Origin of the sequence: Lentzea indica (assembly GCF_012184385.1) — a bacterium.
In the GTDB taxonomy this organism is placed as follows: Bacteria; Actinomycetota; Actinomycetes; order Mycobacteriales; family Pseudonocardiaceae; genus Lentzea; species Lentzea indica.
In genome coordinates, this window is the sequence record NZ_VSRL01000011.1 from 1 (window position 1) to 23,576 (window position 23,576).

The window sequence follows — 23,576 nt, forward strand, 5'->3', positions numbered from 1 at the left end:
CGAGAGACCAGTTGCGGCGAGGTGAGCCGAAACCACGCCGTGGGCGCCGAACGCCGCGGCGGACCGCACGACGGCACCCAGGTTGCGCGGGTCGGTCACGCCGTCCAGCGCCACCAGCAGCGGCGGGTCACCGGCGCGCTGCGCCAGTTCCAGCAGCTCGTTCGGCGACGCGTACTCGAACGGGGGCACCTGCAGGCCCAGGCCCTGGTGCATCGCTCCACCGGTGATCCGGTCGAGCTCGCCGCGGGCCACCTCCAGCACGGAGATGCCCCGGTCGGCGGCCAGACGCACGGCCTCTGCCACGCGGTCGTCCGCGTCGATGCCCAGCGCCACGTACAGCGCCGTCGCCGGCGTGCCCGCGCGCAGACACTCGACGACGGGGTTGCGGCCCGCCACGGTCTCCGCGTAGGCCTTCTCGGTCTTCTGACGCCGCTGCGTCTTGACCGCCTCGGTCTTCGCGGCCACCTTGGCCCGCTTGTACGCGGGGTGGTTCGGGCGCTCCGACGCCTTCGGAGTCGGGCCCTTGCCCTGCAGCCCCTTGGACTTCTGTCCGCCGGAGCCGACGACCGCGCCCTTCTTCGAGCCCGGATTGCGCATCGCGCCCTTGCGCTTGGAGTTGCCAGCCACGGAAGTCAGTCGTCCTTCAAAGTCCACTGCGGACCGTCGGGGGTGTCCTCGACGGCGATGCCCGCATCGAGCAGCTGGTCGCGCAACGCGTCAGCACGCGCGAAGTCCCTGCTCTTGCGGGCTTCCAGGCGCTCGACGAGCAGCCGATCCACGAGCGTGGTCAACGCCTGCCGCATGCCGAGATCGGCAGACGAGACGTCGTTCCACTTCGGCGACAACGGGTCGACGCCGAGGATGTCGGCCATGCGGCGAACGCACTCGGCGGCCTCGCGGGCCGCGTCGTGGTCGCCGTCGGCGAGCGCCGTGTTGCCCTGGCGCACCTTGTTGTGCAGTGCCGCCACGGCTTGGGGCGTGTTCAGATCGTTGTCCATCGCAACGACGAAGTCCGGGCACATGTCGCCACGCAGCTCGACCCGGCCCACGCGCTCGACGACGCGACGCAGGAACGACTCGATGCGGCCGTACGCGGTCACCGCCTCCGCCAGCGCGCCTTCCGAGTACTCGATGTGTGAGCGGTAGTGCGGCGAGACCAGGTAGTACCGCAGCTCCTGCGCGCGGACCTTGTTCAGCATCGCCGGGATGGACACGGTGTTGCCGAGCGACTTGGCCATCTTCTCGCCGGACAGCGTCACCCAGTAGTTGTGCATCCAGTAGTTGGCGAAGCCGTCGCCGGCCGCGCGCGACTGGGCCTGCTCGTTCTCGTGGTGCGGGAAGATCAGATCGAGCCCGCCGCCGTGGATGTCGAACGTGCTGCCGAGGTACGTCGTGGCCATCGCAGAGCACTCGAGGTGCCAGCCGGGCCTGCCGTTGCCCCACGGCGTCGGCCAGGACGGCTCGCCGGGCTTGGCGGCCTTCCACAGCGTGAAGTCGCGTGCGTCGCGCTTGCCGCGCACCGCGGTCTCACCCTGCTCCACGGAGTCGAGCTTCTGCCCGGACAACGCGCCGTACTCGGGGAACGAGCGCACGTCGAAGTAGACGTCACCGTCGACGTCGTACGCGTGACCCTTGTCGATCAGCCGCTGCATCAGCTCGACCATCTGCGTCACGTGACCCGTGGCGCGCGGCGCGTACGACGGCGGCAAGCAGCCCAGCGCGTCGTAGGCGTCCTCGAAGGCGCGCTCGTGCGTGTACGCCCATTCCCACCACGGCCTGTTGTGCTCTGCGGCCTTGGTGAGGATCTTGTCGTCGATGTCGGTGACGTTGCGGATCAGCGTCACGTCGGCGCCGTCGCGTGCGAGCCAGCGACGCAGAACGTCGAAGTTCAGGCCGCTGCGGACGTGGCCGATGTGCGGGATGCCCTGCACGGTCGCCCCACACACGTAGATCGACGCCGTTCCGTTGACCTGCGGGTGGAACTCCCGCATGCTCCGGCTCGCCGTGTCGTAGATGTGGAGGCTCACACGGGAATGGTACGGGCCACATCCAAAAGAGCATTGGGGCGGTCACTCGTCGGAACCGGATTGACAAGCCGGAAGGAGCAGCCGATCGCCTCGGCTCCGCCGTCCGCCTCCTCGCTGTCGCCGACCATCACCGCGTCCGCCGGATCGACGCCGAGCCGTTCGCACGCGGTGGTGAAGATCTTCGGGTCCGGCTTGATGACGCCCTCCTCGTAGGAGAGGACGAACTCGTCCACGAGGTGGGTGAGGCCGAACCGCTCGAACACCGGGCGGATGTCCCAGCCGATGTTGCTGACGACCGCGACGGGGATGTCGGCGAGGTGCTCCAGCGCGGCACTGGTGTCCGGGTAGGGCTGCCACGACTCGGCGTCGATCAGCTGGTCGTAGAGCGCCTCCGCATTGGGCACGAGTGCGTCGTTGAGGACCTTCACGTGCACCCAGCGGTGGACGTCGGGGTCGAGGTCGCGCCGGTACCACGCGTCCACGAGCTCGGGGTCCATGCCGTCGGCGATGCCGACGGGGGCGGTGAGCGCACGCATCAGGTCCGCGTTGGACGCCAGCTCGGGGTGCTCGAGCCGGAAGAGCGTGCCGGAGAAGTCGAAGAGTGCAGCGCGGATCGTCACGCCCCGACTGTACGTGCCGAACGGCTAGGTGGTCTGGACCTTTGTGAGCTCGGCCTCGACCTCCGACGGGTCGTACTCGATGGTCAGCGTCAGGTCGCCGGCACCGCGCTGGGCAGCGGCGGCGAAGTGCTCGACGAACTCCTCGATCTGCTTCAGCGGGTGATCGGCGAGCCGCGCCGCGGCCGCGTAGAGCGCGCGCAGGTGGTCAGGCGTCGCGGTGCCGCGCAGGTCGGCCGCCCAGTCGAGCAGGTTCTCGTACGCCTTGAGGAACGTCCCGGCCAGGTGCCGGATCCGGTCGGCGTCGCCCGGCTTGTTCGCCGGTCCGAACGCCCACTGCTGGTTACCCGCCGAGAGCACGTTCGAGACGCTGTTGACGATGTCGTCGAACACGCGCGAGCGCGCCTTGAAGTAGTCGAGCGCGTCGGTGTCCGTGGTGTGCGTGCGCACGTTCGCCGCGAAGGCCATCCCGTGGCTGAGCTGTTTGTCCTTCAGCTTGGCCATGTTGGTCGTGACCGTGTCCGAGAACAGCTGGTACTCCCAGCCGGCCGGCGGTGGACCGACCTCGACGCCCACCTTCTCCGCGATCTTCTCGGCCAGTTCGCGCGGGGTGAGGCGACGCAGGTCGAGGTAGCCGGTCCCGACGCGCAACGCGGGGATCACGGTGTCGTCGAACCGCACGGGCAGCACGTACTCGGTGTCGGAGACCAGCGCGCGGTCGAACGCGGACTGCCGCTCGTGCTTGGTCCACATCTTCCGCGCGTAGTGCTCGGAAACGAACATCACGCAGAAGCGCGAGTCCACGCGGTAGATCTGGTCGAGGTGCTCGACGAGGTTCTTGCCCCAGAGATCGGCTTGCTCGTCGGTGTCGTAGAAACGGGATACGCCCAGTTCGGAGAGGTGGCGGGCCACCTCGTCGACGTAGGGGCGGTCTTCACCGGCGAACGAGAGACAAACGTCGTACTTGGGCACCGGCGTCATGGTAGTGGCGGGAACCACAGCGCCGTGGCCGGAGTTGTCCAGGTATGAGCCTGGGGTTCCTTTTCGCGATGTCGTTACCGGCGTTGGTGGCCGCTCTGTTCGTGCTCGCCGTGATCGAACGGTTCGCGCGGGGGAAGAAGGGCACGCCGATGGCCACGGCCGGAATCGGCGAACTCGGCGCGACGTTCGAGGCGGGCAAGCGCGACGAGATCGAGTACCGCAAGGAGGAGCGGCAGCTGCGCGACGAGGAGGGTGACGCCGCGCCGCCGGGAAGCCGGGTGGACCTCGACGGCGGCACCGCTGTCCTGAAGCTGCCGGACTAGAGGTTTCCGGTCGTCTTGGTCACGTTCACGCGGACGATGACGCGCACGTTGTCCGTGCCGACGTCGCCCGGGTAGTCCTTGCCGATGTACTTGTGCGACAGCTCGTTGATGAGGTCGAACCCGCCCTCGGTCGTCAGCGACGCGGCGCCGCGGAACTCCGTGTACTGGTACGGGTTGTCCTTGTTGATCACGGTGATGCTCACCCGCGGGTCGCGCTGGAGGTGGCGTTGTTTCGCACGGCCGATCACGGTGGAGAACAGCACGTCGTCGCCGTCGCGCTTGATCCACACGACGGAGGTCTGCGGGCTGCCGTCCTTGCTCAGCGTCGCGACCGTGGCGTAGTTCGGGCTATCCAGAAGTTCGCGCTGTGGTTCCGAAAGCGTGGCCATGCGGTCAGGTTACGCTGATCAGCAACGCCGTGGCGATCGCCGCGATTCCTTCGTTTCGCCCTGTGAGACCGAGCCCGTCGGTGGTGGTGCCCGCGACGGAGACAGGGCCGCCGATGGCCTCGGAAAGCGTTTTCTGCGCCTCTTCGCGGCGTTTGCCGATGCGCGGCTGGTTGCCGATGACCTGAACTGTGGCGTTCGCCACACGGTATCCGGCCTCTTCGACGAGGCGGCGCACCTCCGTGAGCAGAACCACGCCGTGCGCGCCCGACCAGCGTGGATCGGAGGTGCCGAAGACGGCGCCCAGGTCGCCGAGGCCTGCCGCGGAGAGCAGTGCGTCACACAACGCGTGCGAGGCGACGTCACCGTCGGAATGACCCGCGCACCCGTCGACTCCCTCCCACAGCAGCCCGGCGATCCAGCACTCGCGACCTGCCTCGATCGGGTGGACGTCGACGCCCTGGCCGATCCTCACTCCTGGCCTCCGCTGAAAAGTGCTTCCGCGACCGCGAGGTCGAACGGGGTGGTGATCTTCATGGCATGGGCGTGTCCGGGAACCGTGTGGACCGTGCCGCCGTTTTTCTCTACGAGACCAGCGTCATCAGTCGCGGCAATACCGGAGCAATAGGCGGCTTTGAGAATCTCGGCGCGGAAACCCTGCGGGGTCTGGACGACCCGCAGACCGGTCCGGTCAGGTGTGGAGACGACTACTCCGACCTCGTTCACCTGCTTGATCGTGTCGGCCACCGGAAGCACAGGGATGACGGCGTCGTGCCCGTCGCGCACCGCGGCCACGACGTCGGCGATGACCTCGGGAGGGGTGAAGGCGCGAGCAGCGTCGTGGACCAGCACGATCGAGGTGTCCGGAATCACGCGGAGCGCGTGTTCGAGGGCGAGGCGCACCGAGTCGGTGCGTTCGGCGCCCCCTGAAAGCACGTGCACCGCCCCGCCGGCCGGAGCCAGCGAGGCGGTTGCGTTGTGCACCAAGTCCACATCGGACGGTGGCGCGGCGATGACGACGTGCTGCACCTGGCCTGAGGCGAACAGACCTTGAACGGCACGGGTCAGCAGCGGTACTCCGTTGACCGGCACGAGCGCCTTGGGCATCCCGTAGCCCAGACGCTCACCCCGCCCAGCCGCAGGAACGAGCGCGACAACACTCATCTTGCGGCGTTATCCGATGCTCTGTGTTTTGTGATTGTGAGAACTACGACGCGGTGGCGAGAACTTCGTCGAGGAGAACCTCGGCCTTGTCCTCGTCGGTACCCTCGGCCAGCGCCAGCTCGCTGACCAGTATCTGCCGCGCCTTCGCCAGCATCCGCTTCTCGCCGGCGGACAACCCGCGATCCTTCTCGCGCCGCCAGAGGTCGCGCACCACTTCCGCAACCTTGTTCACGTCGCCGGAGGCGAGCTTCTCAAGGTTGGCCTTGTACCGCCGAGACCAGTTGGTCGGCTCCTCGGTGTGGGGAGCACGCAAGACCTCGAAGACCCGGTCGAGCCCTTCCTGGCCGACAACGTCACGCACGCCTACGATCTCGGCGTTGTCAGCGGGAACCCGAACGGTGAGGTCGCCCTGCGCCACCTTGAGAACGAGGTACTTCTTTTCCTCGCCCTTGATCACGCGGGTCTCGATTGCTTCGATGAGAGCGGCACCGTGGTGCGGGTAGACGACGGTCTCTCCGACCTTGAAAACCATGTGTCCTCTGCCCCTTTCGCTTCCTCCATCCTAACACGTCCGGCAAGGCTTCGAACGCAGCTCGATGATCCGTTAGTGCTGGTCAGGGCCATGCGGGGGGTTGACAAACCACCTGTTCGCGTGCAACGTACGGGGGTGTCAAGATCGATTGGCACCACGTCGAGTCCGCTTTTCGGGCCCCGGTTAGGCTCCTTGCCTGGTGGTTGTTCCCTAGGAAGGACGCTGGAGCCGTGAATTCAGGAGTGTCTCGCCGGATGATCGTGACGGCAGCGCTGGCCGCGGGCCTCGGCCTGGTGGCGGTCGGCTGCAGCGCCGGTCAGGTCACCCAGACCGACACCCAGGTCGCTGCCGTCGACGGTGCGAGCGGCAACGCGGGCCCGATCGCGGTGCGCAACGTCATGCTGGCGTTCCCGCCGGATGGCAACCGCTACCACGAGGGTGAAGACGTGCCGATGACCTTCGTCATCGCGAACACGGGCGAGAACCCGGACAAGCTGCTGTCGATCAAGTCCGACGCCGCTGAGGGCGAGGCCGAGGTCGTGGGTGGCAAGGACATCCCGCCGCGGTACGCGCTGCAGGCCGAGTACGACGCCTCGAAGGCGCCGACGAAGACCTCCGCGCCTTCGTCCTCCGGGCACGCCCCGTCGTCCTCGCACGCGCCGTCTTCGTCGCATGCGCCTTCTTCTTCGGTGTCGCCGACGTCCGGTGCGCCGTCGTCTGCCCCGTCGTCGTCTTCGGTCGCCCCGACCTCGGGCTCCGTGTCGCCGTCGTCCGGCCGGCCTTCCGGCTCGTCCGTCGCGCCGACCTCCTCGTCGGCCGCGATTCCCGACGACCTCGAGGTGCTGCAGATCCGCTGCACGTTGAAGAAGATCAACCGTGACGTGGTGGCCGCGCAGACCATCAAGATCACGTTCCTCTTCGAGAAGGCTGGTTCGGTCACGCTCGAGGTGCCGATCGCGCCGTCCGAGCACAAGCGCGTCAGCGAAGGCCACGAAACCGGCGGTCACTGAGTTTTGGCCGCTGCTCCGCAGGCGGCGGCGAGTTCGTCTGCAAGTCGGTCGTCCGGCCACCGCTTCGGGCCGAATCGCCTGCGGCGGTTGACCCGAAGAGGTAACCGGACGACCGACACGAACTCGCGACATGACAAACGCCGCTCCCTCCTGGTGAGGGGGCGGCGTTCGTCGTCGTTCGGTCAGGCGGCCTTGAGCATCGGCCGGAACTTGTCGCGATAGGCCCACGCCAGGCCGATCTCGGCCGCGACCACCAGCAGCGCCATGACCATGCCGCTCGGCTCCAGGAAAATGTGGAACAGGAAGATGTTCACGACCATCGGGGCCAGCATCGCGAGCGCCAGCGGCACGAACCGGCCGATGATCAGCAAGAGGCCGGAGAGCAGCTGGACACCGGACGCGAGCTGCACCATGTACCCGGTCGCGTAGAGCGCGGCGTTGAAGGCCACGCCTTCGGGGGCCAACGTACTTGGGTCAGGTGCGGGCATGAACATCAGGAAGCCGTTGAGACCGGTCGTGGCGAACAGCAGGCCGGTCAGCACGCGGGTGACGACGGTGGCGTAGCGGCCGACGGTGGACTTGCGGGTCTGGGTCGGGTTAGCGGTGGTCACTGTGTCCTCCAGGCTGTCGTGTCCTTCCACTGATGCGTCGAACGGGCGCGACACCGGATCGACAAACCTGCCAAAAATCTTCGAAGTTTCTTTGACCGGGTGTCTGACCTGGGACGCGAGTTCGCGTCGGTCATCCGGTCACCTCTTCGGGTCAACCGCCGCAGGCGATTCGGCCCGAAGCGGTGGCCGGATGACCGACTTCCCGGCGAACTCGCCGCCGTCTGCGAAGCGGCGGCCAACAAACACTGTCGGTGTCGTGCTCTAACGTTCGATCCCGTGGCGAAGACAGCGCGGCCGATCTTCCGTTGTGCCGAGTGCGGGCACGAGGTGGCGAAGTGGTTCGGCCGCTGCCCCGAGTGCCAGGCCTGGGGCAGCATCGAGGAACGTGGCACGGCGTCGGTGACCCGCGTCGTGGCCGGTGCGCCGACGTCGGCTGCCCGGCCGATCGGCGAGGTCGACATCGAGTCGGCGCGGGCGCTCACGACGGGCGTCAGCGAGTTCGACCGCGTGCTGGGCGGCGGTCTCGTGCCGGGTGCCGTCGTGCTGCTGGCCGGCGAGCCCGGTGTGGCAAGTCGACGTTGCTGCTGGAGACCGCGCACCGCTGGGCAGAAGGCCACGGCCGCTGCCTCTACGTCACGGGCGAGGAGTCCGCCGGTCAGGTGCGGCTGCGCGCGGAACGCACCGGCAACCTGCACCACGAGATGTACCTGGCGGCCGAGAGCGAGCTCAGCGCGTTGCTCGGCCAGGTCGACCAGGTGAAGCCGTCGATGCTGATCGTCGACTCCATCCAGACCATGTCGACCGTGAGCGTCGACGGTGTGCCCGGCGGTGTCACGCAGGTGCGGACCGTCGCAGCAGGACTGATCGCGATGGCCAAGGAACGCGGCCTCCCCGTCGTGCTGGTCGGGCACGTCACCAAGGACGGATCCGTTGCGGGGCCTCGGGTTCTGGAGCACCTCGTCGACGTGGTGCTGCAGTTCGAGGGCGATCGCCATTCGAGTTTGAGGCTGTTGCGCGGCATCAAGAACCGCTACGGCGCGGCGGACGAGGTGGGCTGTTTCGAGCTGCGCGACGACGGCATCGTCGGGGTGCCGGACCCGTCGGGGCTGTTCCTCACGCGCCGCGAGAAGGCCGTCGAGGGCACCTGCGTCACGGTGATCGTCGAGGGCAAGCGGCCGATGCTCGGCGAGGTGCAGGCGCTGGTGGCCAAGACGAACCTGCCGGCACCCCGGCGTGCGGTCAGCGGTCTGGACGCCGCGCGGATCTCGATGGCGCTGGCGGTGCTGGAGAAGCGCGGGAAGGTCAACCTGTTCCAGAAGGACGTGTTCACCGCGACCGTGGGCGGGATGCGGCTGGTCGAGCCCGCCGCCGACCTCGCGGTCGTGCTGGCGGTGGCGTCTGCGGAGCGGGAGATCGCGTTGCCCGCCGACCTGGTGGTGCTCGGCGAGGTGGGGCTCGCGGGGGAGATCCGGCGGGTCAACGGCGTCGGCAAGCGGCTGACCGAGGCTGCTCGGCTGGGGTTCAAGAAGGCGTTGGTGCCGCCGGATCACGGGCCGTTGCCCGACGGGGTGCGGGCGCTGGTGGCGAACGATCTGGTGTCGGCGCTGGACGTGCTGGGCCTGAACGGGCGTCGCAGCAGCAAGGGTGAGGAGGGCTGAGCTGACGCGCCGGTCGCCCCGGTGGGCGACCGTGATCGAATACACGGGTGTTGGGGAGACACGACAGCGAGATAGGTGAGCTGTTGCGGTTGGCTGCGGGACTGGTGCCGGCCGAGGTGCAGAGCGCGGACGTGCTTGACCACCTCGACCACGAGGAGTGGGAGCTGGTGCTCGACCTGCTGGGGGAGTTCGACGGCAACACCTGGCAGACACCGCGTTATTGGGCGCTGCTGGCGGAGACGGCGATCCAGATGGACCTCGACGAGGCCTGGTTCCAGTGGCGCTGCGTGGAGTCGATCCAGGGCCTGATGCGGGTCGAGCTGACACTGTCGTACGACGCGGAACCGTTGCCCGCCAGGGGACAGCGGCCGACGTGGGACCTGACGGGCAACGATCGGCGAGTGGCCGCGCTGTGGATCGAGTCCAAGCCCGTGCTGGGGCCGGGTGAACGTGCGACGGCACGGTTGCGCCCGTTCGTGCCGCCGGCGTGGGCTCATCTCGGCAGAGGCGATGTGATCACCCTGCAGGGCAGTTCGCCGGGCACCGCGAAGATCGTGGAACGGGTGCCACCACGACCGTGAAACGCACTCGGGGACCTTCCGGGTGTGGAAGGTCCCCGAGTGCGGTCAGATCACTGCGAGAGCAGCTGGGCGCAGCGGATCAGGCCCAGGTGGGAGTAGGCCTGCGGGTGGTTGCCCAGCGAGCGCTCGGCGATCGGGTCGTACTCCTCGGGCAGCAGGCCGGTGGGGCCGGCGGCCGCGACGATCTGGCCGAACAGCTCCTCGGCCTCGGTGCGACGGCCGGTGAGCAGGTAGGCCTCGATCAGCCACGCCGTGCACAGGTGGAAGCCGCCCTCGTCGCCCGGCAGGCCGTCGTCGCGGTGGTAGCGGTACACGGTCGAGCCGGACCGCAGCTCGGCCTCGATGGCGGTGACCGTCGACTGGAACCGCTCGTCGGCCGGGTCGATCAGACCCGACAGTCCGACGAAGAGCGATGCCGCATCCAGGTCGTCACCGTCGTAGGCCGTGGTGAACGACTGGACCTCGTCGTTCCAGCCGTTCTTCAGCACGTCCGTGGCGATCGTGTCGCGCAACGTCACCCACGACGGGTCGAGATCCCGGCCGAACTGCTCGCCGAGCTTGATCGCGCGGTCGATGGTCAGCCAGCACATGACCTTCGAGTACACGTGGTGGCGCGGCGCGTGCCGCTCCTCCCAGATGCCGTGGTCCGGCTCGTGCCAGCGCCGCGAGACGGCCTCGGCCATCGCCTGGGCCATCTTCCAGTCCTGGTCCGACAGCGAGCCGCGCGCGGTGGCCAGCTGGACGACCAGGTCGACCACCGGGCCGAACACGTCGAGCTGCACCTGCTGGTTGGCGAGGTTGCCGACGCGAACCGGACGCGAGCCCGCGTAACCGGGCAGCGTGTCGATCACGGCCTCGGCGCCGAGCTGGGTGCCTTGCAACGTGTACAGCGGGTGCAGGCGCTCCGGACCCGGGATGGTCTGCAGGACGCCGTGCAGCCACGCCAGGAAGCCGTCGGCCTCCGCGAAGGAGCCCACGGACACCAGCGCGGCGGCGGTCATCGCGCCGTCACGCAGCCAGCAGTAGCGGTAGTCCCAGTTGCGGACACCGCCCAGCTCCTCGGGCAGCGACGTGGTGGCCGCGGCCATGATCGAGCCGGAGTCCTTGTGCACCAGGCCGCGCAGCGTCAGAGCCGAGCGCAGCACCAGGTCCGTCTGCACGGGCGGGAGCCTGAGGCCCGCCGCCCAGTCCGACCAGTAGCCGGACGCGCGGTCACGACGGACGGACTCGGCCTGCGCGTGCTCGGAGATGTCGTCGGTGCCGCAACGCAGCTCCAGCAACACCGGTGCGCCTTCGCGCGGACGCACGATCGCCCGTGCGGTCTCCTGAACGCCGTCGGAGGTGATCTCCCAGTCGACGCCGGGCGAACGCAGCACCATCGGGTCCGAGGTGCCGACTACGCGCAGACCTTCGCGCTCGCGGATGAACCGCACCGGCACTTGACCGAACTCCGGGCGCGGCGCGAACGTGATCACCGCGTTGGTCGAGCCGGAGATCCTGCGCACCAGGTCCGTGCGGTGCGAGGCGAGGTCGTGCTCCAGGTAGTCGGTCACCAGGAGCCGCGACCAGCGGGTCTCCACGATCATCGTGCCCGGCAGGTAGCGCTGGCCCAGCGGCAGCGACCCGTGCTCCGGCTTGATCGAGAAGTGGCCTGCGGCCGGACCACCCAGAAGGTCTGCGAAGATCGCCGCGGAGTCCGGCTCCGGGTGGCACAGCCAGTTGACCTTGGCATCGGGCGTCACGAGGGCGACCGAGCGCTCGTTGGCGAGCATGGTCAGCCGCTCGATCGGCACGGCCTGGTCGCCGTGCAGCCACGCCCGTCGCTCCTCCAAGAGGAACGCGAGGACCGTGGCCACGTCAGCGGGGTCGCTCACGTAGTGCTCGGCCAGCGACTCGCCGGCGCCGACGCGGATACCGACGTCCGGACCGTGCAGGCGCGCGAACGCCTTCTCGTCCGTCACGTCGTCACCCAGGAAGATCGCCGCGGTGGCGCCGACCTGGTGACGCAGGACGTCGAGGGCGTGGCCCTTGTCGGTCTCGACGACGGCGAGCTCGATGACGGCCTTGCCCTCGGTGACCTGGACACCTTCCCAGGTGCACGGGCCGGTGCGGACGGCGGAGAGCACCGTCTCACCGATGGCCTCGCTCGCGGCACGGCGCACGTGCACCGCGACCGAGGCGGGCTTGACCTCGAGCTGGACGCCCTCGTGGCCGTCGACGATCTGTTCCAGCTCGGCTTCGATGCGCCGCAGCAACGCCTTGGCGTTCGCGTCCAGCGCGTGGACGAAGCCGACGTCGAACTCGGAGCCGTGTGAACCGACGAGGTGGACCTCGCCGGGCAGGCGGGACAGGGTTGCGAGGTCGCGCAGCGCGCGACCGGAGATCACGGCAGAGGTGGTCTCGTGCAAGCTCGCGAGAGAACGCAGCGCGTTCACCGACTCCGGGAGCGGGCGTGCCTGCTCCGGGTCGCTCACGATCGGCGCGAGTGTTCCGTCGTAGTCGCTGGCGACCAGCAGTCGTGGGGTTCGGGCCAGCTGCACGATTGCTCGGCGCAGTTCGGCGGGGAGGGCCTCGGCGGTCAACGCCCCTCCTGGAGCACTCGATGGGTCAGTGGGATCTGAAATGATTCAGACCGAGGTCTGCGTGCCCAACGCCTCCAGGAACGACCTCGCCCAACGGTCAACGTCGTGGGTGAGAACTTGGCGGCGCAGCGCGCGCATCCTACGGCGGCCTTCAGCGGGATCGATGTCGAGGGCGGCCTGCAGTGCGTTCTTGACACCGTCCAGATCATGGGGGTTCACCAGGAACGCACTGGTCAGTTCTGCGGCAGCGCCGGCGAACTCGCTGAGCACCAGAGCTCCACCAAGATCATATCGGCAGGCGACGTACTCCTTGCACACGAGGTTCATACCGTCACGAACCGGCGTCACGACCATGACGTCCGCGGCGCTCATGAACGCGACGAGTTCCTCGCGGTTCACCGACTGGTGGAGGTAGTGCACGACGGGTTTGCCGACTCGTCCGAACTCGCCGTTGATCCGGCCGACGGACTGTTCGATGTCCTGACGCATCGTCTTGTAGTGGTCGACACGCTCCCGGCTGGGCGTGGCGAGCTGGACCATCGTGACGTCCTCGGGGTCCACGCGTCCGTCCGCGATCAGCTCGTACAGAGCGCGGATCCGGACGTCGATGCCCTTCGTGTAGTCGAGACGGTCCACGCCCAGAAGGATGCGCTTGGGGTTGCCAAGATCCGCTCGAATCTGCCTCGCGCGGGCCTGCGTCTCCTTGCGCCGTGCCACCGCGTCCAGGCCGGCGCTGTCGATCGAGATCGGGAACGCGCCGACGCGCACCGTGCGGTCGCCGACCTGCACGACACCTGGCCGGGTCCTGACACCAACGGTGCCGCGGCTGGGCTCGAGGCCGACCAGCCGGCGGGCCAGCCAGAGGAAGTTCTGCGCGCCGCCGGGGCGGTGGAAGCCGATCAGATCCGCGCCGAGCAGGCCGCGGATGATCTCGGTTCGCCACGGCAGCTGCATGTACAGCTCGACCGGCGGGAACGGGATGTGCAGGAAGAAGCCGATCTTCAGGTCCGGCCGCTGGTCGCGCAGCATCGCGGGGACGAGCTGCAGCTGGTAGTCCTGCACCCACACGGTCGCGCCGTGCGCGGCGATCTTCGCGGTCGCGTCGGCGAACCGCTGGTTGACCCGCACGTACGCGTTCCACCAGTGCCGGTGGAACGCGGGCTGCGCGACGACGTCGTGGTAGAGCGGCCACAGGGTGCCGTTGGAGAAGCCCTCGTAGTAGTCCTCGACCTCTTTGGCGGACAGTGGCACGGGGTGCAGCAGCAGGCCGTCGTCTTCGAACGGTGCCACCTCGGCGTCGGACACGCCGGGCCAGCCGACCCACGCGCCGCTGTGTGAACGGAGGAACGGCTCGAGCGCGCTCACCAGCCCTCCCGGGCTGTGCTTCCAGCGCTCGGTGCCGTCAGGCAAGCGCTCCAGGTCAACCGGCAGCCGGTTGGCCACGACTACGAATTCCGCCCCGTTCTCGCCAATGTCCATGCTCACGTTTCTGAGGCTAGTGCGGACGCGTGTCCGGGGCGTGTCGTGTAACCCCCGTCACAGCGAGTTTCACTCCAAACGACGCTTCGTGGGTTTGAGAGGCCCGGACATGCGCGGACCTGCGAGCTTGCGCTCCAAACGGCTCAGTCCGGTGCGCACTGGCTGGGCCAGGTACTCGCCGAACACGACACCTCCGGCCAGAGCGAGAGCAATGCCACTCGCGAACACCAGCGTGCTCAAACCGGCCGGATCGCCCTCCGCGGTGAGCTGGAACAGGCCCCGGTAAGTGGTCCAGCCCGGCAGCAGCGGAACGACGCCGGCCTGCACGACGACGAGCGTCGGAATGCGCAACCGGCGGGTCATCGTCGCGCCGCCGAACCCCGTGATCGCGGCCGCCACCGCCGATCCGAGCAGTGCGTCGAGACCGAAGGTGGTGACCAGGCCGTAGGAGGCCGTGCCGATCGCGCCGGAGATGGCGGCGGCGACGAGCGCGCGGGGCCGGGCGTAGCAGGCGAGCGCGAAGAACCCACTGGTCGCCGCACCGGCCGCGAACTGCATCGGCACCGCGGAGATCAACGGCGGCAACGGGTCGGTGAGCCGGATCGGGAGTCCGAAGTGGACGGCGGTGCGGATGGCGAGCGCGACGCCCGCGATCAGGCCCGCGCTGAGCAGCACTGTTTCCACGGTGCGGCCCGCGGCGGTGACGTTGTAGCCGGAGATCGCGTCCTGCACGGTGCTGACCAGCGCGAGCCCCGACAGCAGCACGACGATCCCGACGGCGACGAGCAGGCTCGGGCGGACGTTCGGCAGCAACCCCGTGGCGTAGACGGCCAGCGCCGCACCCGTGGCGAGCGCACCGCCGACGACCTGCTGGAAGAAGAACGGCAATGCACGGCGGTTGAGGATCCGGCCGACCCTGTCGATCACGGCGGTGACGATCGACGCGGTGATCGCGAGCTCCAGCCCTCCGCCGACGAGGAACGCGACGGCCGCGGCCATCCCGGCCCACGCGACGGTGGCGACCCAGCGCGGGTACGGGTGCTTGGCGTTGGTGATGTCTTCGAGCTTCGCGTGCGCGTCCTCGATCGGGCCGAGATTGCGCACCAGATGTTCGACGGCCGCTAGCCGCGTGTAGTCGAGACTGCGCTGCCGGACGACCCGTACCGCGGTGATCGGCGGTGACTCCGTGCCTCGATGACACGACACGCTGATAGAGGTGTAGATCACGTCGACTTCGGTGTGGGGAAGTCCATAGCTCTCGGTGACTGAGAGAATCGTGGCTGTTACGTCGGCCGCGCCCGCACCACTGGCCATTTGGACCTCACCGATCTTCAATGCGAGATCGAGTACCAGGTGAACAGTGGTGTCGTCGGGCAGCGAGGGACCGTGCATGTTGTTCGTGGAAATCTCGCGCACCTCCGTGGTGTGATCGTGCGGAGTCCTTCGACTGTTGCTGTGTCGTCTGCCACCTCCGATCGGGCGACCCGAAAAGGAGGACATGATCACTGTCCGTTGGTTACCCTCCTGACCTGGTCAAGGCGGTCGGTCCGACGCTTTGAGCCACTCAGTTGGTTGGTCCGACTCCGGTCGGAGCAATCCGATCACACTGAGAGCAGACCGTTCGCCGCAGGTAGCACCCGCAAGGGGCGCTTACCATGTTCGCGAACACGAGCCAGGCCGGCGTAGCTCAATTGGCAGAGCACTCGCCTTGTAAGCGAAAGGTTAGGGGTTCGATTCCCCTCGCCGGCTCTTGTACAACGAGGGTTCGCCCAGGTGGGCGGGCCCTCGTCTCATTCCGACGTGACAGTTCGTCAGCTTTTGCGAACGAGTCCGGTAAAGCCCGCGACGCTCAGCGTGGCGAACGACCAACCCAGGATCTGCACGACCCAGCCTGCTCCGGTCGCCCATTGCCCGGCTGTTCCGTTCGCCAGTTCGCACCTCGGCGTGCCGCCGAGCTTCACCAGCGGGATCGCGAGATCGGCCGCAAGACTGATCCTGTTCACGGGTGAACAGGAGTCGGCGGGGCGGTCCTTGGCCGGTGTCAGGCCGTTGAACTCGCCCGCCGTCCACACCAGACAGATCGACAGCAGGAACGTGACCAGCAGTCCGACCACTGCTCTGGACGGCTTGTAGCCGTAGCCCAGAGTGACGCCGAGGAACCAGTGCCAGAGCTTGTTGCCGGGGTCGCCGCGGCGGCGGAGATCGCGTTGCTGGGCGATCAGGACCTTGCGGGCGGTGTGTTCGTGGCCGGCGGCGCGGCACACGGCGGCGAGCTGTTGGTACGGCTGGGCTTCGTACCGGAAGTTGTGGTCTCGCAGCATGGTGAGCCACGCGCCTGTGTCGGCCGGAGGCTCGGGGTAGGTCAGGCCGTTCACCGTCACGGTGAAGCGCTCTGCCTCCATCAACTCCGGGACGTCGAGCCGCAACGGGTCCCCGACCTTGGTGTTGGACAGGCTGAGCTCGTAGCCGTCGCCGTGGTTGATCAGCTTCTCCGGCCGGAAGGTCAGGGTGCCGCTCACGGCGGTTTCGTCGATCTCCACTGCGGGCCGCGGGGTGTTCGCCTGGATCACGGTGTCGCTGAGGTAGAACGTTGCCGAGATCGTCGACTTCTGCACGATCACGGCAGGGCCGTCGTCGTTGCGCACCGACCCCTGGATGGTGAGGCTGCCGCCGATCCGGGCTCCGACGATTCGGACCGTCCCGAAAGTGGGGGCGTGCTTCGACCGTGCGTCGAAGCCCTCGTTGAGCCGCACGTTGGCCTGGAATTGGCTGCCGTCCAGGCTGAGCCCGCAGGTCGCGGCGGTGCGCACCACCGCTCCCCGCATGTGCAGGGCGCCGGCCGTCGCGTCGATCATCAGTAGCCCACAGCCCTCGCCGCCCGCTTTGACCAAGATTTCGTCGAGGTAGACGTCCCCACCGATCTTGGCGTTGTTGAGGACCAGGGCCGTGTCCGACTCGTTGACGATCACCGCCTCGTACAGGTTCAGATCGCCGCCGATGTCGCAGCCGTCGAGCCGGACCTCGGTGGCGAACAGCCGGTACGCGACCACGCGCCGGCTGACGCGCAAACCCGCCGCGTACATCAGACCGACACTGCTGCTGTGGAGCAGCAACGGGCCGTCGATGTACGCGTTGTCGAGGTTCAGGAATCCCGTGCAGCGGGCGTTCCGCATCCCGAAGTAGCGGGTCTGCAGGCCGGACGCGTCGAGGCCCGGCAGCGTGGATCCGTCGAACGTCAGGGAACGCAGTTCGGTGTCGCAGAGGGACGGCGGCTCCTCGAACACGCATTTGTCCAGTTCCAGCGATGCCGGGGTCTGGAGGTTGGTGAGATCGAGCAGGCCAGTCACGCGTGCGCCGACGACCCGGACCCCGCGTGGGTCGATGCTGCCGGAACGCAGCAGGGCACGGATCGCTTTGGCGCTCAGCGCGTTGTCCCCGCGACGCGAGAGATCGAGCACCTCACCCGCCTCGGCGGCGCGTCTCATGTCCTGCTCTGTCTCACTACGGCGTGACATTGTGGGCCCCATGTCCTACCTCGCGGATAGCGCGCGCTACGACCAGATGACGTACCGGCGGACGGGACGCAGCGGCCTCAAGCTGCCCGCCATCTCGCTCGGCCTGTGGCACAACTTCGGCGGCGACCGGCCGTACGAGCTCGGCCGCGGTATCGCTCGGCGGGCGTTCGACCTCGGAGTCACGCACTTCGACCTCGCCAACAACTACGGTCCGCCCTACGGCTCGGCGGAGATCACGTTCGGGCAGATCCTGAAGGATGATCTCAGGCCGTACCGCGACGAGCTCGTCATTTCGACCAAGGCCGGCTACGACATGTGGCCGGGGCCGTACGGGGAGTGGGGCAGCCGCAAGTACCTGCTGAGCTCGCTCGACCAGTCGCTCACCCGGACGGGCCTCGACTACGTCGACATCTTCTACTCGCACCGGTTCGACCCGGAGACGCCGCTCGAGGAGACGATGGGCGCGCTGGTCAGCGCCGTCCAGCAGGGCAAGGCGCTCTACGCAGGCATCTCGTCCTACTCGCCGGCCAAGACCCGCGAGGCGGCCGAGCTGCTCAGGTCCGCCGGTGTGCCGCTGCTGATCCACCAGCCGAGCTACTCGATGCTGAACCGCTGGATCGAGCCGGAGCTGCTGGACGCGCTGGAGGAGGTCGGCGCGGGCTGCATCGCGTTCTCGCCGCTCGCGCAGGGCATGCTGACCGACCGCTACCTCAACGGTGTGCCGTCCGACTCCCGTGCCGCGCAGGGCAAGTCGCTGTCGACCGACCTGCTGACCGAGGAGAACCTCGGCCGCATCCGGGCGTTGAACGACATCGCGAAGTCCCGTGGCCAGTCGCTGGCCCAGCTCGCGTTGACGTGGACGATTCGCGACCCGCGCGTCACGTCGGCGTTGATCGGTGCCTCGTCCGTCGGGCAGCTGGAGCAGAACCTCGCGGCTCTGCAGGCGCCACCGCTGACCGACGACGAACTCGCCGAGATCGACAAGCACGCCGTCGAGTCGGGCATCGACCTGTGGGCCACCAGCTCGCAGTCCGAATGAGTTTGGGCGTCTGCAAGTACCGCCAACTCGCAGTTGGTGGTACTTGCAGACGCCGAACAGCTAGCCCAGGTGGCGGGGGAGACGGATCGTGAACGTCGTCGACCCCGGCCGGCTGGTCAGTTCGATCGTGCCGCCGTGGACCTCCACCAGTGACTGCACCACGGCGAGGCCCAGGCCGCTGCCGCCGCGCTGGCGGGTCCGCGAGTCGTCCACGCGGTAGAACCTGTCGAAGATCCGTGCCTGGTCGGTCTCCGGGATGCCGGGGCCGGTGTCGCTCACCTTCACCACCGCCCAGCCGTTCTCGGACCGCACCCGCACCGACACCGAGGTGCCCGCCGGCGTGTGCACGGCCGCGTTGGTCAGCAGGTTGTCGAGCACCTGCCGCAGCCGGGTCGGGTCGGCGGTCATGGTCACCGTGTCGGCGTCGATCTCCAGCGAGTGCGACGGCCTGGCCGCGCGGAACGCGTCCGCCGCCGCCTCCGCGATCACCGCCAGGTCCAGCTCCTCCGGGCGCAACGGTGGTTCGGTCTCGGCGGAGTCCAGGCGTGCCAGCAACAACAGGTCGTCGAGCAGCACGCTCATCCTCGACGCCTCCGACCGCAGCTTCTCCAGGTGCTTCTCGCGTTCGCCCGGCTCGTTGGCCGCCGCGTACCGGAAGAGGTCCGCATAGCCGCGCAACGACGTCAAGGGCGTGCGCAGCTCGTGTGACGCGTCGGCGATGAACCGCCGCAGCCGTTGTTCTGCGGCCGTGCGTGCGGCCAAAGAAGAGTCGATGTGCGCGAGCATTGTGTTGAACGCTTCGCGCAGCTCCTCGACCTCGACACCGCCACCGCTGCCGTCCACCCGCACCGTGAGGTGAGCCGAGTCGGTCAGGTCGTGCGACGAGATGTCGTGCGCGGTGTCGGCCATGTTCGACAGCGGCTGCATGCCCTTGCGGATCAGTGCCTGGCCACCCACCACCAGCGTGGCGAGCGCGGCCAGGAACGCGATCACCCCGACCGTGATCAGCTGGGAGAGCGTGCTGTCCCTGTCGTCCATCGGGGCCGCACTGACCAGCACGATCTCGTTCGGCTCGATCGGGCACGCGCGCAGCCGGAACTTGCCCTTGCCGCGCAGGTACTCGGTGTCGAAGTGTTCGGTGGTCAACGCCTTCTTCGCGAGGGCGTCGAACTCCTCCCTGTCCTCCGGCTGCTGCTCGCCCGGCTGGGCGCGCAGCTCGCCGTTCTCCATCACGTACACGACGGCGAACCAGTCCGGCGGGATCTTCGTGACCTTCTCGTAGGCCACGACATCCTTGGCCGAAGCCGTCTGGCTCATCGCCATCTGGTCGTCGAGCCGCCGGTCGAGGAACGTCTTCATCGACGTGACCATGACCGTGCCGACGATCGCGAACACCGCCAGCGCGAGTGCGCCGAGCGCTAGTGCGAGCCTCGTGCCGAGGCGCAGCTGACGCCTTTTCATTCCGCGGCTCGGCGAAGCACGTACCCCACACCGCGCACGGTGTGGATCAACGGCTCGTGGCCGTCGTCGAGCTTGCGGCGCAGGTGGGAGATGACCAGCTCGACCACGTTGGAGCGGCCGCCGAAGTCGTACTCCCACACGTGGTCGAGGATCTGCGCCTTCGTCAGCACGGCAGGTGAGCGGCGCATCAGGTAGCGAATGAGCTCGTACTCGGTGGGCGTCAGAGTCACCAACTTGCCGCCGCGACGGACCTCACGGGTGTCCTCGTCCATCACGAGGTCTGCGACCTTCAGCACGGAGCGCTTCCACGACGGACCCGTCGAGCGTCGCAGCACGGCCCGAAGCCGCGCCATCAGCTCTTCCACCGAGAACGGCTTCACGAGGTAGTCGTCGCCGCCACGGGTGAGACCCGCCACACGGTCCGCGGTGCCGTCACGAGCCGTCAGGAACACCACTGGCACCATCGCGCCGGCCGCGCGCATCCGATCAAGAACGGTGAATCCGTCCAGGTCAGGCAGCATGAGGTCGAGCACGACGATGTCCGGCTGGAACTCGGCGGCCTCTCTGAGCGCGTCCTCGCCGTTGAGCGCTGTCGCGGCCTGCCAGCCCTCGTACCGGGCGACCGTCGCGACCAGGTCAGCGATGTGCGGCTCGTCGTCGACGACGAGCAATCGAACCGAGTTCCCCTTGTCCACGTGCTCATGGTGCGTCACCTGATGGCCCCCTCGCTCGATCGACAGGAAGTCGACAGCCCGTGCAAAGCGGAGCCACAGCTCTGACACCCAGGATCGTGACACACCGACAGAGACCGCCTGACCGAGGAGCCCGCCGTGACGACCACCCTGCAGCCTTCCGTGCGACCGGCTCCGGCCGGGCGCGCGACGCCGCACAAGGTGCTGGCCAAAGCCGGCCTCTATGTGTTCCTCCTGGCCAACGCGGCCTTCGTGACCTACCTGTTCAACGCGGCGGGCGTCGGCTCGAACAAGCTGGTCAACTTCGGCAGGCTGACCGGTCTCTACGGCGCGCTCGCGATGGCGTTCCAGCTGCTGCTGGTCGCCAGGCTGCCGTGGCTCGACCGCCGGCTGGGCATGGACAAGCTGACCTCGTGGCACCGCTGGGTCGGCTTCACGATCTTCTGGATGCTCGTCGGCCACCTGACCTTCATCGCGTTCGGCAACGCGGGTGACTCCGGCCCGATCGCCGAGATCATCCGGCAGGCGACCGAGCTGGAAGGCATCCTCCGCGCGCTGGTGGCGTGGACGATCATCATGGTCGTCGGCGTGGTCTCCGCCCGCTTCGCGCGGCGCAGGATGGCCTACGAGACCTGGCACTTCATCCACCTCTACACCTACATCGCGATCTTCCTCGCGTTCACGCACCAGGTCGCGGTCGGCAGCACGTTCCGCAAGTCCGCGCTCGCGACCGGCTACTGGTGGGGCCTCTGGGCGTTCGCGCTCGGTTCTGTCGTGATCGGACGGTTGGTGCTCCCGTTCTGGCGCAACTGGCGCCACCAGTTCCGGGTCGCCGCGGTCGTGCCGGAGGCGCACAACGTCGTCTCGGTCTACATCGAGGGCAAGGACCTGGACCGGCTGGGCGCCAAGGCCGGCCAGTTCTTCCTGTGGCGCTTCCTGACCAAGGACCGCTGGTGGCAGGCCAACCCGTTCTCGCTGTCCGCGGCGCCGAACGGCAAGTACCTGCGGCTCACCGCGAAGGCACTGGGCGAGGGCAGCGCCGACGTCCGCAACATCAAGGTCGGTACGCGCGTCTTCGCCGAAGGCCCGTACGGCGCCTTCACGACCATGCACCAGACCAAGCCGAACGCGCTCCTCGTCGCGGGCGGTGTCGGTGTCACGCCGATCCGCGCGCTGCTGGAGGAGATCAAGGGCCACGTCGTGGTGCTGTACCGGGTCAGCGACCCGAAGGAAGCAGTGCTGCTGCACGAGCTCGAAGGCCTCGCACGGGCCAAGGGCGCGGTGTTGCGCCTGGTCACCGGTTCCTCGAAGACCATCACCGCGAACGGCCCGTTGCTCGGTCCCGACAACATCGCCGCGCTGGTGCCGGACGTGGAGGACCGCGACGTCTTCATCTGCGGCCCGAACGGCATGACCGACGCCGTGGTGCGCAGCCTGTCCGAACTGGGAGTGCCCAGCAACCAGATCCACGCCGAGCGCTTCGCGCTGGCCAACTGAGAGGGTGCGACGAAGTGAAAAGGGCAATTCCTGTTCTGCTGCTGAGCGTCGGCGGCCTGGTCCCGGTCTGGATGTACTCGCCGGGCGCGGCGCACGACGGCGAGCTCAGCGAGGTCGCCGCGCCGGAACCGCAGCAGCAGACCCAAAAGCAGGCCGCGCCGCAGACGACCGGGTCCGCACCCAAGACAACGGGTTCCGCGCCCAAGGCGACCGGGGCCGCGCCGACCACCCAGCAACAGCAGCAACAGGCCCAGACCCGGAACGTGCCTGGTCCGGCGGTGCAGACCTCGGAAGGCACCGTGCAGGTGCAGGTCACGCTCCAGGGCACCAAGATCATTGACGTCAAAGCCCTGCGCGCGCCGAACAGCAACCCGACCAGGATGGCGCTGCCGTTGCTGCGGGAGTCGGCGCTCAAGGCGCAGAGCGCGGACATCGACACGGTGTCCGGTGCGACCGCGACCTCCGACGGCTACAAGCAGTCGCTGCAGGCCGCCATCGACGGAGCGCGGTAGGAATGCCGGTGCGGCGCGTCGAGCACATCATGGGCCTGCCGATCTCGGTGGACCTGCGTGACGGGGACGCCGCACTGGCCGAACGCGCGTTCGCCTGGTTGGAAGAGGCCGACACCCGGTTCTCGCCGTTCAAGCCCGACAGCGAGGTGTCCAGGTTGGACCGGGGTGAGCTCACCAGGGAAGAGCTCACTCCGGATCTGGTCGAGGTGCTCGCGCTCTGCGACTGGTACGAGGAGTCGACGTGCGGCGCGTTCACGGCACAGGTGCCGGGACGCGGGCTCGACCCGTGCGCGGTGGTGAAGGGCTGGGCCGTGCAGCGCGCTGCGGACATCCTGCGCGAGGGCGGAGCATCGGTCTTCTGCGTCAACGCGGGCGGCGACGTCGTGACGGCCGGCGAGCCGGAGCCGGGAAAGCCTTGGCGCGTGGGCGTTCGGCATCCCGATCTCGCCGACCAGCTCAGCGTCGTGCTCGGCGTGCGGGACGGAGCCGTTGCCACGTCAGCGTTGTACGAACGTGGCCAGCACATCCTGGACGGTCGTACTGGTCAGCCCGTCACGGGACTTTTGTCGGTCACGATTTTCTCGGACGACCTGGCGATCGCCGATACCACTGCCACAGCAGCGTTTGCGCTGGGCAGGGACGGAATCGAGTGGGCGGCCTCGCAAGAGGACTGCGAGGTCTTCATCGTCGACGAAGATCGTCGAGTGTTCTCGAGCCCTGGACTTCCGGTACACATGTGTTAACATGCCCGGCCAACGGAGCATGACTCCGGGGCACGGATTTCGTTGATCAAGAGCTGGATCGGAGCTCGCGCTCGGGGCAAGACCCGGCCTGCTGTCGACCAACTACTCGTGCGAGAGAGCCTGCCGGCGCGCGAATTCGGGAGCGCGCGCCCGCAGGCTCTTTCTG

22 protein-coding genes, 1 tRNA gene and 1 pseudogene are annotated in these 23,576 nt (G+C 68.1%); 9 read left to right on the forward strand and 15 right to left on the reverse strand.

Annotated elements, in window-relative coordinates; all coding sequences use genetic code 11:
- The 4 genes from FXN61_RS04915 to FXN61_RS04930 all read right to left on the reverse strand — a co-directional run.
- Positions 1–627, reverse strand: a 627-nt coding sequence (locus FXN61_RS04915) for a TrmH family RNA methyltransferase (RefSeq protein WP_312877549.1), incomplete at its 3' end; no start/stop codon positions are given.
- A gap of 5 nt (positions 628–632) precedes the next feature.
- On the reverse strand, positions 633–2,027 hold the full coding sequence (gene cysS, locus FXN61_RS04920; RefSeq protein ID WP_167970653.1) for a cysteine--tRNA ligase: 1,395 nt from the start codon (positions 2,025–2,027) through the stop codon (positions 633–635).
- The gene (locus FXN61_RS04925) at positions 2,024–2,647 is read right to left on the reverse strand and encodes an HAD family hydrolase (RefSeq protein ID WP_167970655.1); all 624 of its coding nucleotides are present in this window, start codon (positions 2,645–2,647) and stop codon (positions 2,024–2,026) included. Before FXN61_RS04925 ends, cysS begins: the two co-directional genes overlap by 4 nt.
- Before the next feature lie 24 nt (positions 2,648–2,671).
- Entirely contained in the window at positions 2,672–3,616 is a 945-nt protein-coding gene (locus tag FXN61_RS04930) for a toll/interleukin-1 receptor domain-containing protein (protein WP_167970657.1), read from the reverse strand.
- A 53-nt stretch (positions 3,617–3,669) separates the two neighbouring features.
- Between FXN61_RS04930 and FXN61_RS04935 the strand changes: the two genes are divergently transcribed.
- Complete coding sequence (locus FXN61_RS04935) at positions 3,670–3,948, forward strand: DUF6191 domain-containing protein (protein WP_167970659.1); 279 nt, start codon at positions 3,670–3,672, stop codon at positions 3,946–3,948.
- On the opposite strand, the gene FXN61_RS04940 is transcribed toward FXN61_RS04935, so the two are convergent.
- From FXN61_RS04940 to FXN61_RS04955, 4 genes are read right to left on the reverse strand one after another with little or no spacing between them, the layout of a single operon-like run.
- On the reverse strand, positions 3,945–4,337 hold the full coding sequence (locus FXN61_RS04940) for a PPOX class F420-dependent oxidoreductase (RefSeq protein ID WP_167970661.1): 393 nt from the start codon (positions 4,335–4,337) through the stop codon (positions 3,945–3,947). The two genes, FXN61_RS04935 and FXN61_RS04940, sit on opposite strands and share 4 nt — an antisense overlap.
- Before the next feature lie 4 nt (positions 4,338–4,341).
- Positions 4,342–4,809, reverse strand: coding sequence for a 2-C-methyl-D-erythritol 2,4-cyclodiphosphate synthase (gene ispF, locus FXN61_RS04945; RefSeq protein WP_167970663.1), 468 nt, complete (start codon positions 4,807–4,809; stop codon positions 4,342–4,344).
- Positions 4,806–5,498 (reverse strand): 2-C-methyl-D-erythritol 4-phosphate cytidylyltransferase, encoded by a 693-nt coding sequence (gene ispD, locus FXN61_RS04950; protein WP_167970665.1) that lies wholly within the window; start codon positions 5,496–5,498, stop codon positions 4,806–4,808. Before ispD ends, ispF begins: the two co-directional genes overlap by 4 nt.
- A 43-nt stretch (positions 5,499–5,541) precedes the next feature.
- Positions 5,542–6,030, reverse strand: coding sequence for a CarD family transcriptional regulator (locus FXN61_RS04955; RefSeq protein WP_065915127.1), 489 nt, complete (start codon positions 6,028–6,030; stop codon positions 5,542–5,544).
- Positions 6,031–6,284: 254 nt separating this feature from the next.
- Between FXN61_RS04955 and FXN61_RS04960 the strand changes: the two genes are divergently transcribed.
- Positions 6,285–7,040 carry a hypothetical protein gene (locus FXN61_RS04960; protein WP_167970667.1) on the forward strand — a complete coding sequence of 252 codons (756 nt, stop codon included), beginning with the start codon at positions 6,285–6,287 and terminating at the stop codon, positions 7,038–7,040.
- A gap of 182 nt (positions 7,041–7,222) precedes the next feature.
- On the opposite strand, the gene FXN61_RS04965 is transcribed toward FXN61_RS04960, so the two are convergent.
- The gene (locus FXN61_RS04965) at positions 7,223–7,651 is read right to left on the reverse strand and encodes a DoxX family protein (protein ID WP_167970669.1); all 429 of its coding nucleotides are present in this window, start codon (positions 7,649–7,651) and stop codon (positions 7,223–7,225) included.
- Between the two features lie 276 nt (positions 7,652–7,927).
- On the opposite strand from FXN61_RS04965, the pseudogene radA reads away from it, so the two are divergent.
- Together radA and FXN61_RS04975 are read left to right on the forward strand one after the other, a co-directional pair.
- Positions 7,928–9,309, forward strand: a pseudogene (radA, locus tag FXN61_RS04970) (DNA repair protein RadA).
- An 83-nt stretch (positions 9,310–9,392) separates the two neighbouring features.
- Positions 9,393–9,890, forward strand: a complete 498-nt coding sequence (locus tag FXN61_RS04975) for a hypothetical protein (protein ID WP_167970671.1) — start codon at positions 9,393–9,395, stop codon at positions 9,888–9,890.
- Between the two features lie 50 nt (positions 9,891–9,940).
- Here FXN61_RS04975 and otsB read toward each other — a convergent pair whose 3' ends face one another.
- The 3 genes from otsB to FXN61_RS04990 all read right to left on the reverse strand — a co-directional run bounded on the left by otsB (position 9,941) and on the right by FXN61_RS04990 (position 15,367).
- Positions 9,941–12,472, reverse strand: coding sequence for a trehalose-phosphatase (gene otsB, locus FXN61_RS04980; protein WP_167970673.1), 2,532 nt, complete (start codon positions 12,470–12,472; stop codon positions 9,941–9,943).
- A gap of 45 nt (positions 12,473–12,517) precedes the next feature.
- A complete protein-coding gene (locus FXN61_RS04985) occupies positions 12,518–13,951 on the reverse strand; it encodes an alpha,alpha-trehalose-phosphate synthase (UDP-forming) (protein WP_167970788.1) in 1,434 nt (477 codons plus the stop codon).
- 69 nt (positions 13,952–14,020) lie between these two features.
- Positions 14,021–15,367, reverse strand: a complete 1,347-nt coding sequence (locus FXN61_RS04990; RefSeq protein ID WP_376770583.1) for a threonine/serine exporter family protein — start codon at positions 15,365–15,367, stop codon at positions 14,021–14,023.
- 260 nt (positions 15,368–15,627) lie between these two features.
- Between FXN61_RS04990 and FXN61_RS04995 the strand changes: the two genes are divergently transcribed.
- Positions 15,628–15,700: transfer RNA gene (locus FXN61_RS04995), tRNA-Thr, on the forward strand.
- Positions 15,701–15,762: 62 nt separating this feature from the next.
- On the opposite strand, the gene FXN61_RS05000 is transcribed toward FXN61_RS04995, so the two are convergent.
- A complete protein-coding gene (locus tag FXN61_RS05000; protein WP_167970677.1) occupies positions 15,763–17,436 on the reverse strand; it encodes a hypothetical protein in 1,674 nt (557 codons plus the stop codon).
- A gap of 40 nt (positions 17,437–17,476) precedes the next feature.
- On the opposite strand from FXN61_RS05000, the gene mgrA reads away from it, so the two are divergent.
- The gene (gene mgrA / locus FXN61_RS05005) at positions 17,477–18,505 is read left to right on the forward strand and encodes an L-glyceraldehyde 3-phosphate reductase (RefSeq protein WP_167970679.1); all 1,029 of its coding nucleotides are present in this window, start codon (positions 17,477–17,479) and stop codon (positions 18,503–18,505) included.
- A gap of 60 nt (positions 18,506–18,565) precedes the next feature.
- Here the strand turns inward: mgrA and FXN61_RS05010 are convergent, their stop codons facing one another.
- A complete protein-coding gene (locus FXN61_RS05010) occupies positions 18,566–19,966 on the reverse strand; it encodes a sensor histidine kinase (protein ID WP_167970681.1) in 1,401 nt (466 codons plus the stop codon).
- Complete coding sequence (locus FXN61_RS05015; protein WP_312877550.1) at positions 19,963–20,661, reverse strand: response regulator transcription factor; 699 nt, start codon at positions 20,659–20,661, stop codon at positions 19,963–19,965. Before FXN61_RS05015 ends, FXN61_RS05010 begins: the two co-directional genes overlap by 4 nt.
- 135 nt (positions 20,662–20,796) lie before the next feature.
- Here FXN61_RS05015 and FXN61_RS05020 point away from each other — a divergent pair, with 135 nt between their 5' ends.
- Genes FXN61_RS05020 through FXN61_RS05030 form a run of 3 tightly spaced genes read left to right on the forward strand, consistent with a single transcriptional unit; the run spans position 20,797 to position 23,410 of the window.
- Positions 20,797–22,155, forward strand: a complete 1,359-nt coding sequence (locus FXN61_RS05020; protein WP_167970685.1) for a ferredoxin reductase family protein — start codon at positions 20,797–20,799, stop codon at positions 22,153–22,155.
- A gap of 14 nt (positions 22,156–22,169) precedes the next feature.
- Entirely contained in the window at positions 22,170–22,667 is a 498-nt protein-coding gene (locus FXN61_RS05025; protein WP_167970687.1) for an FMN-binding protein, read from the forward strand.
- A gap of 2 nt (positions 22,668–22,669) precedes the next feature.
- On the forward strand, positions 22,670–23,410 hold the full coding sequence (locus FXN61_RS05030; RefSeq protein WP_167970689.1) for an FAD:protein FMN transferase: 741 nt from the start codon (positions 22,670–22,672) through the stop codon (positions 23,408–23,410).
- Positions 23,411–23,576: the final 166 nt, after the last annotated feature.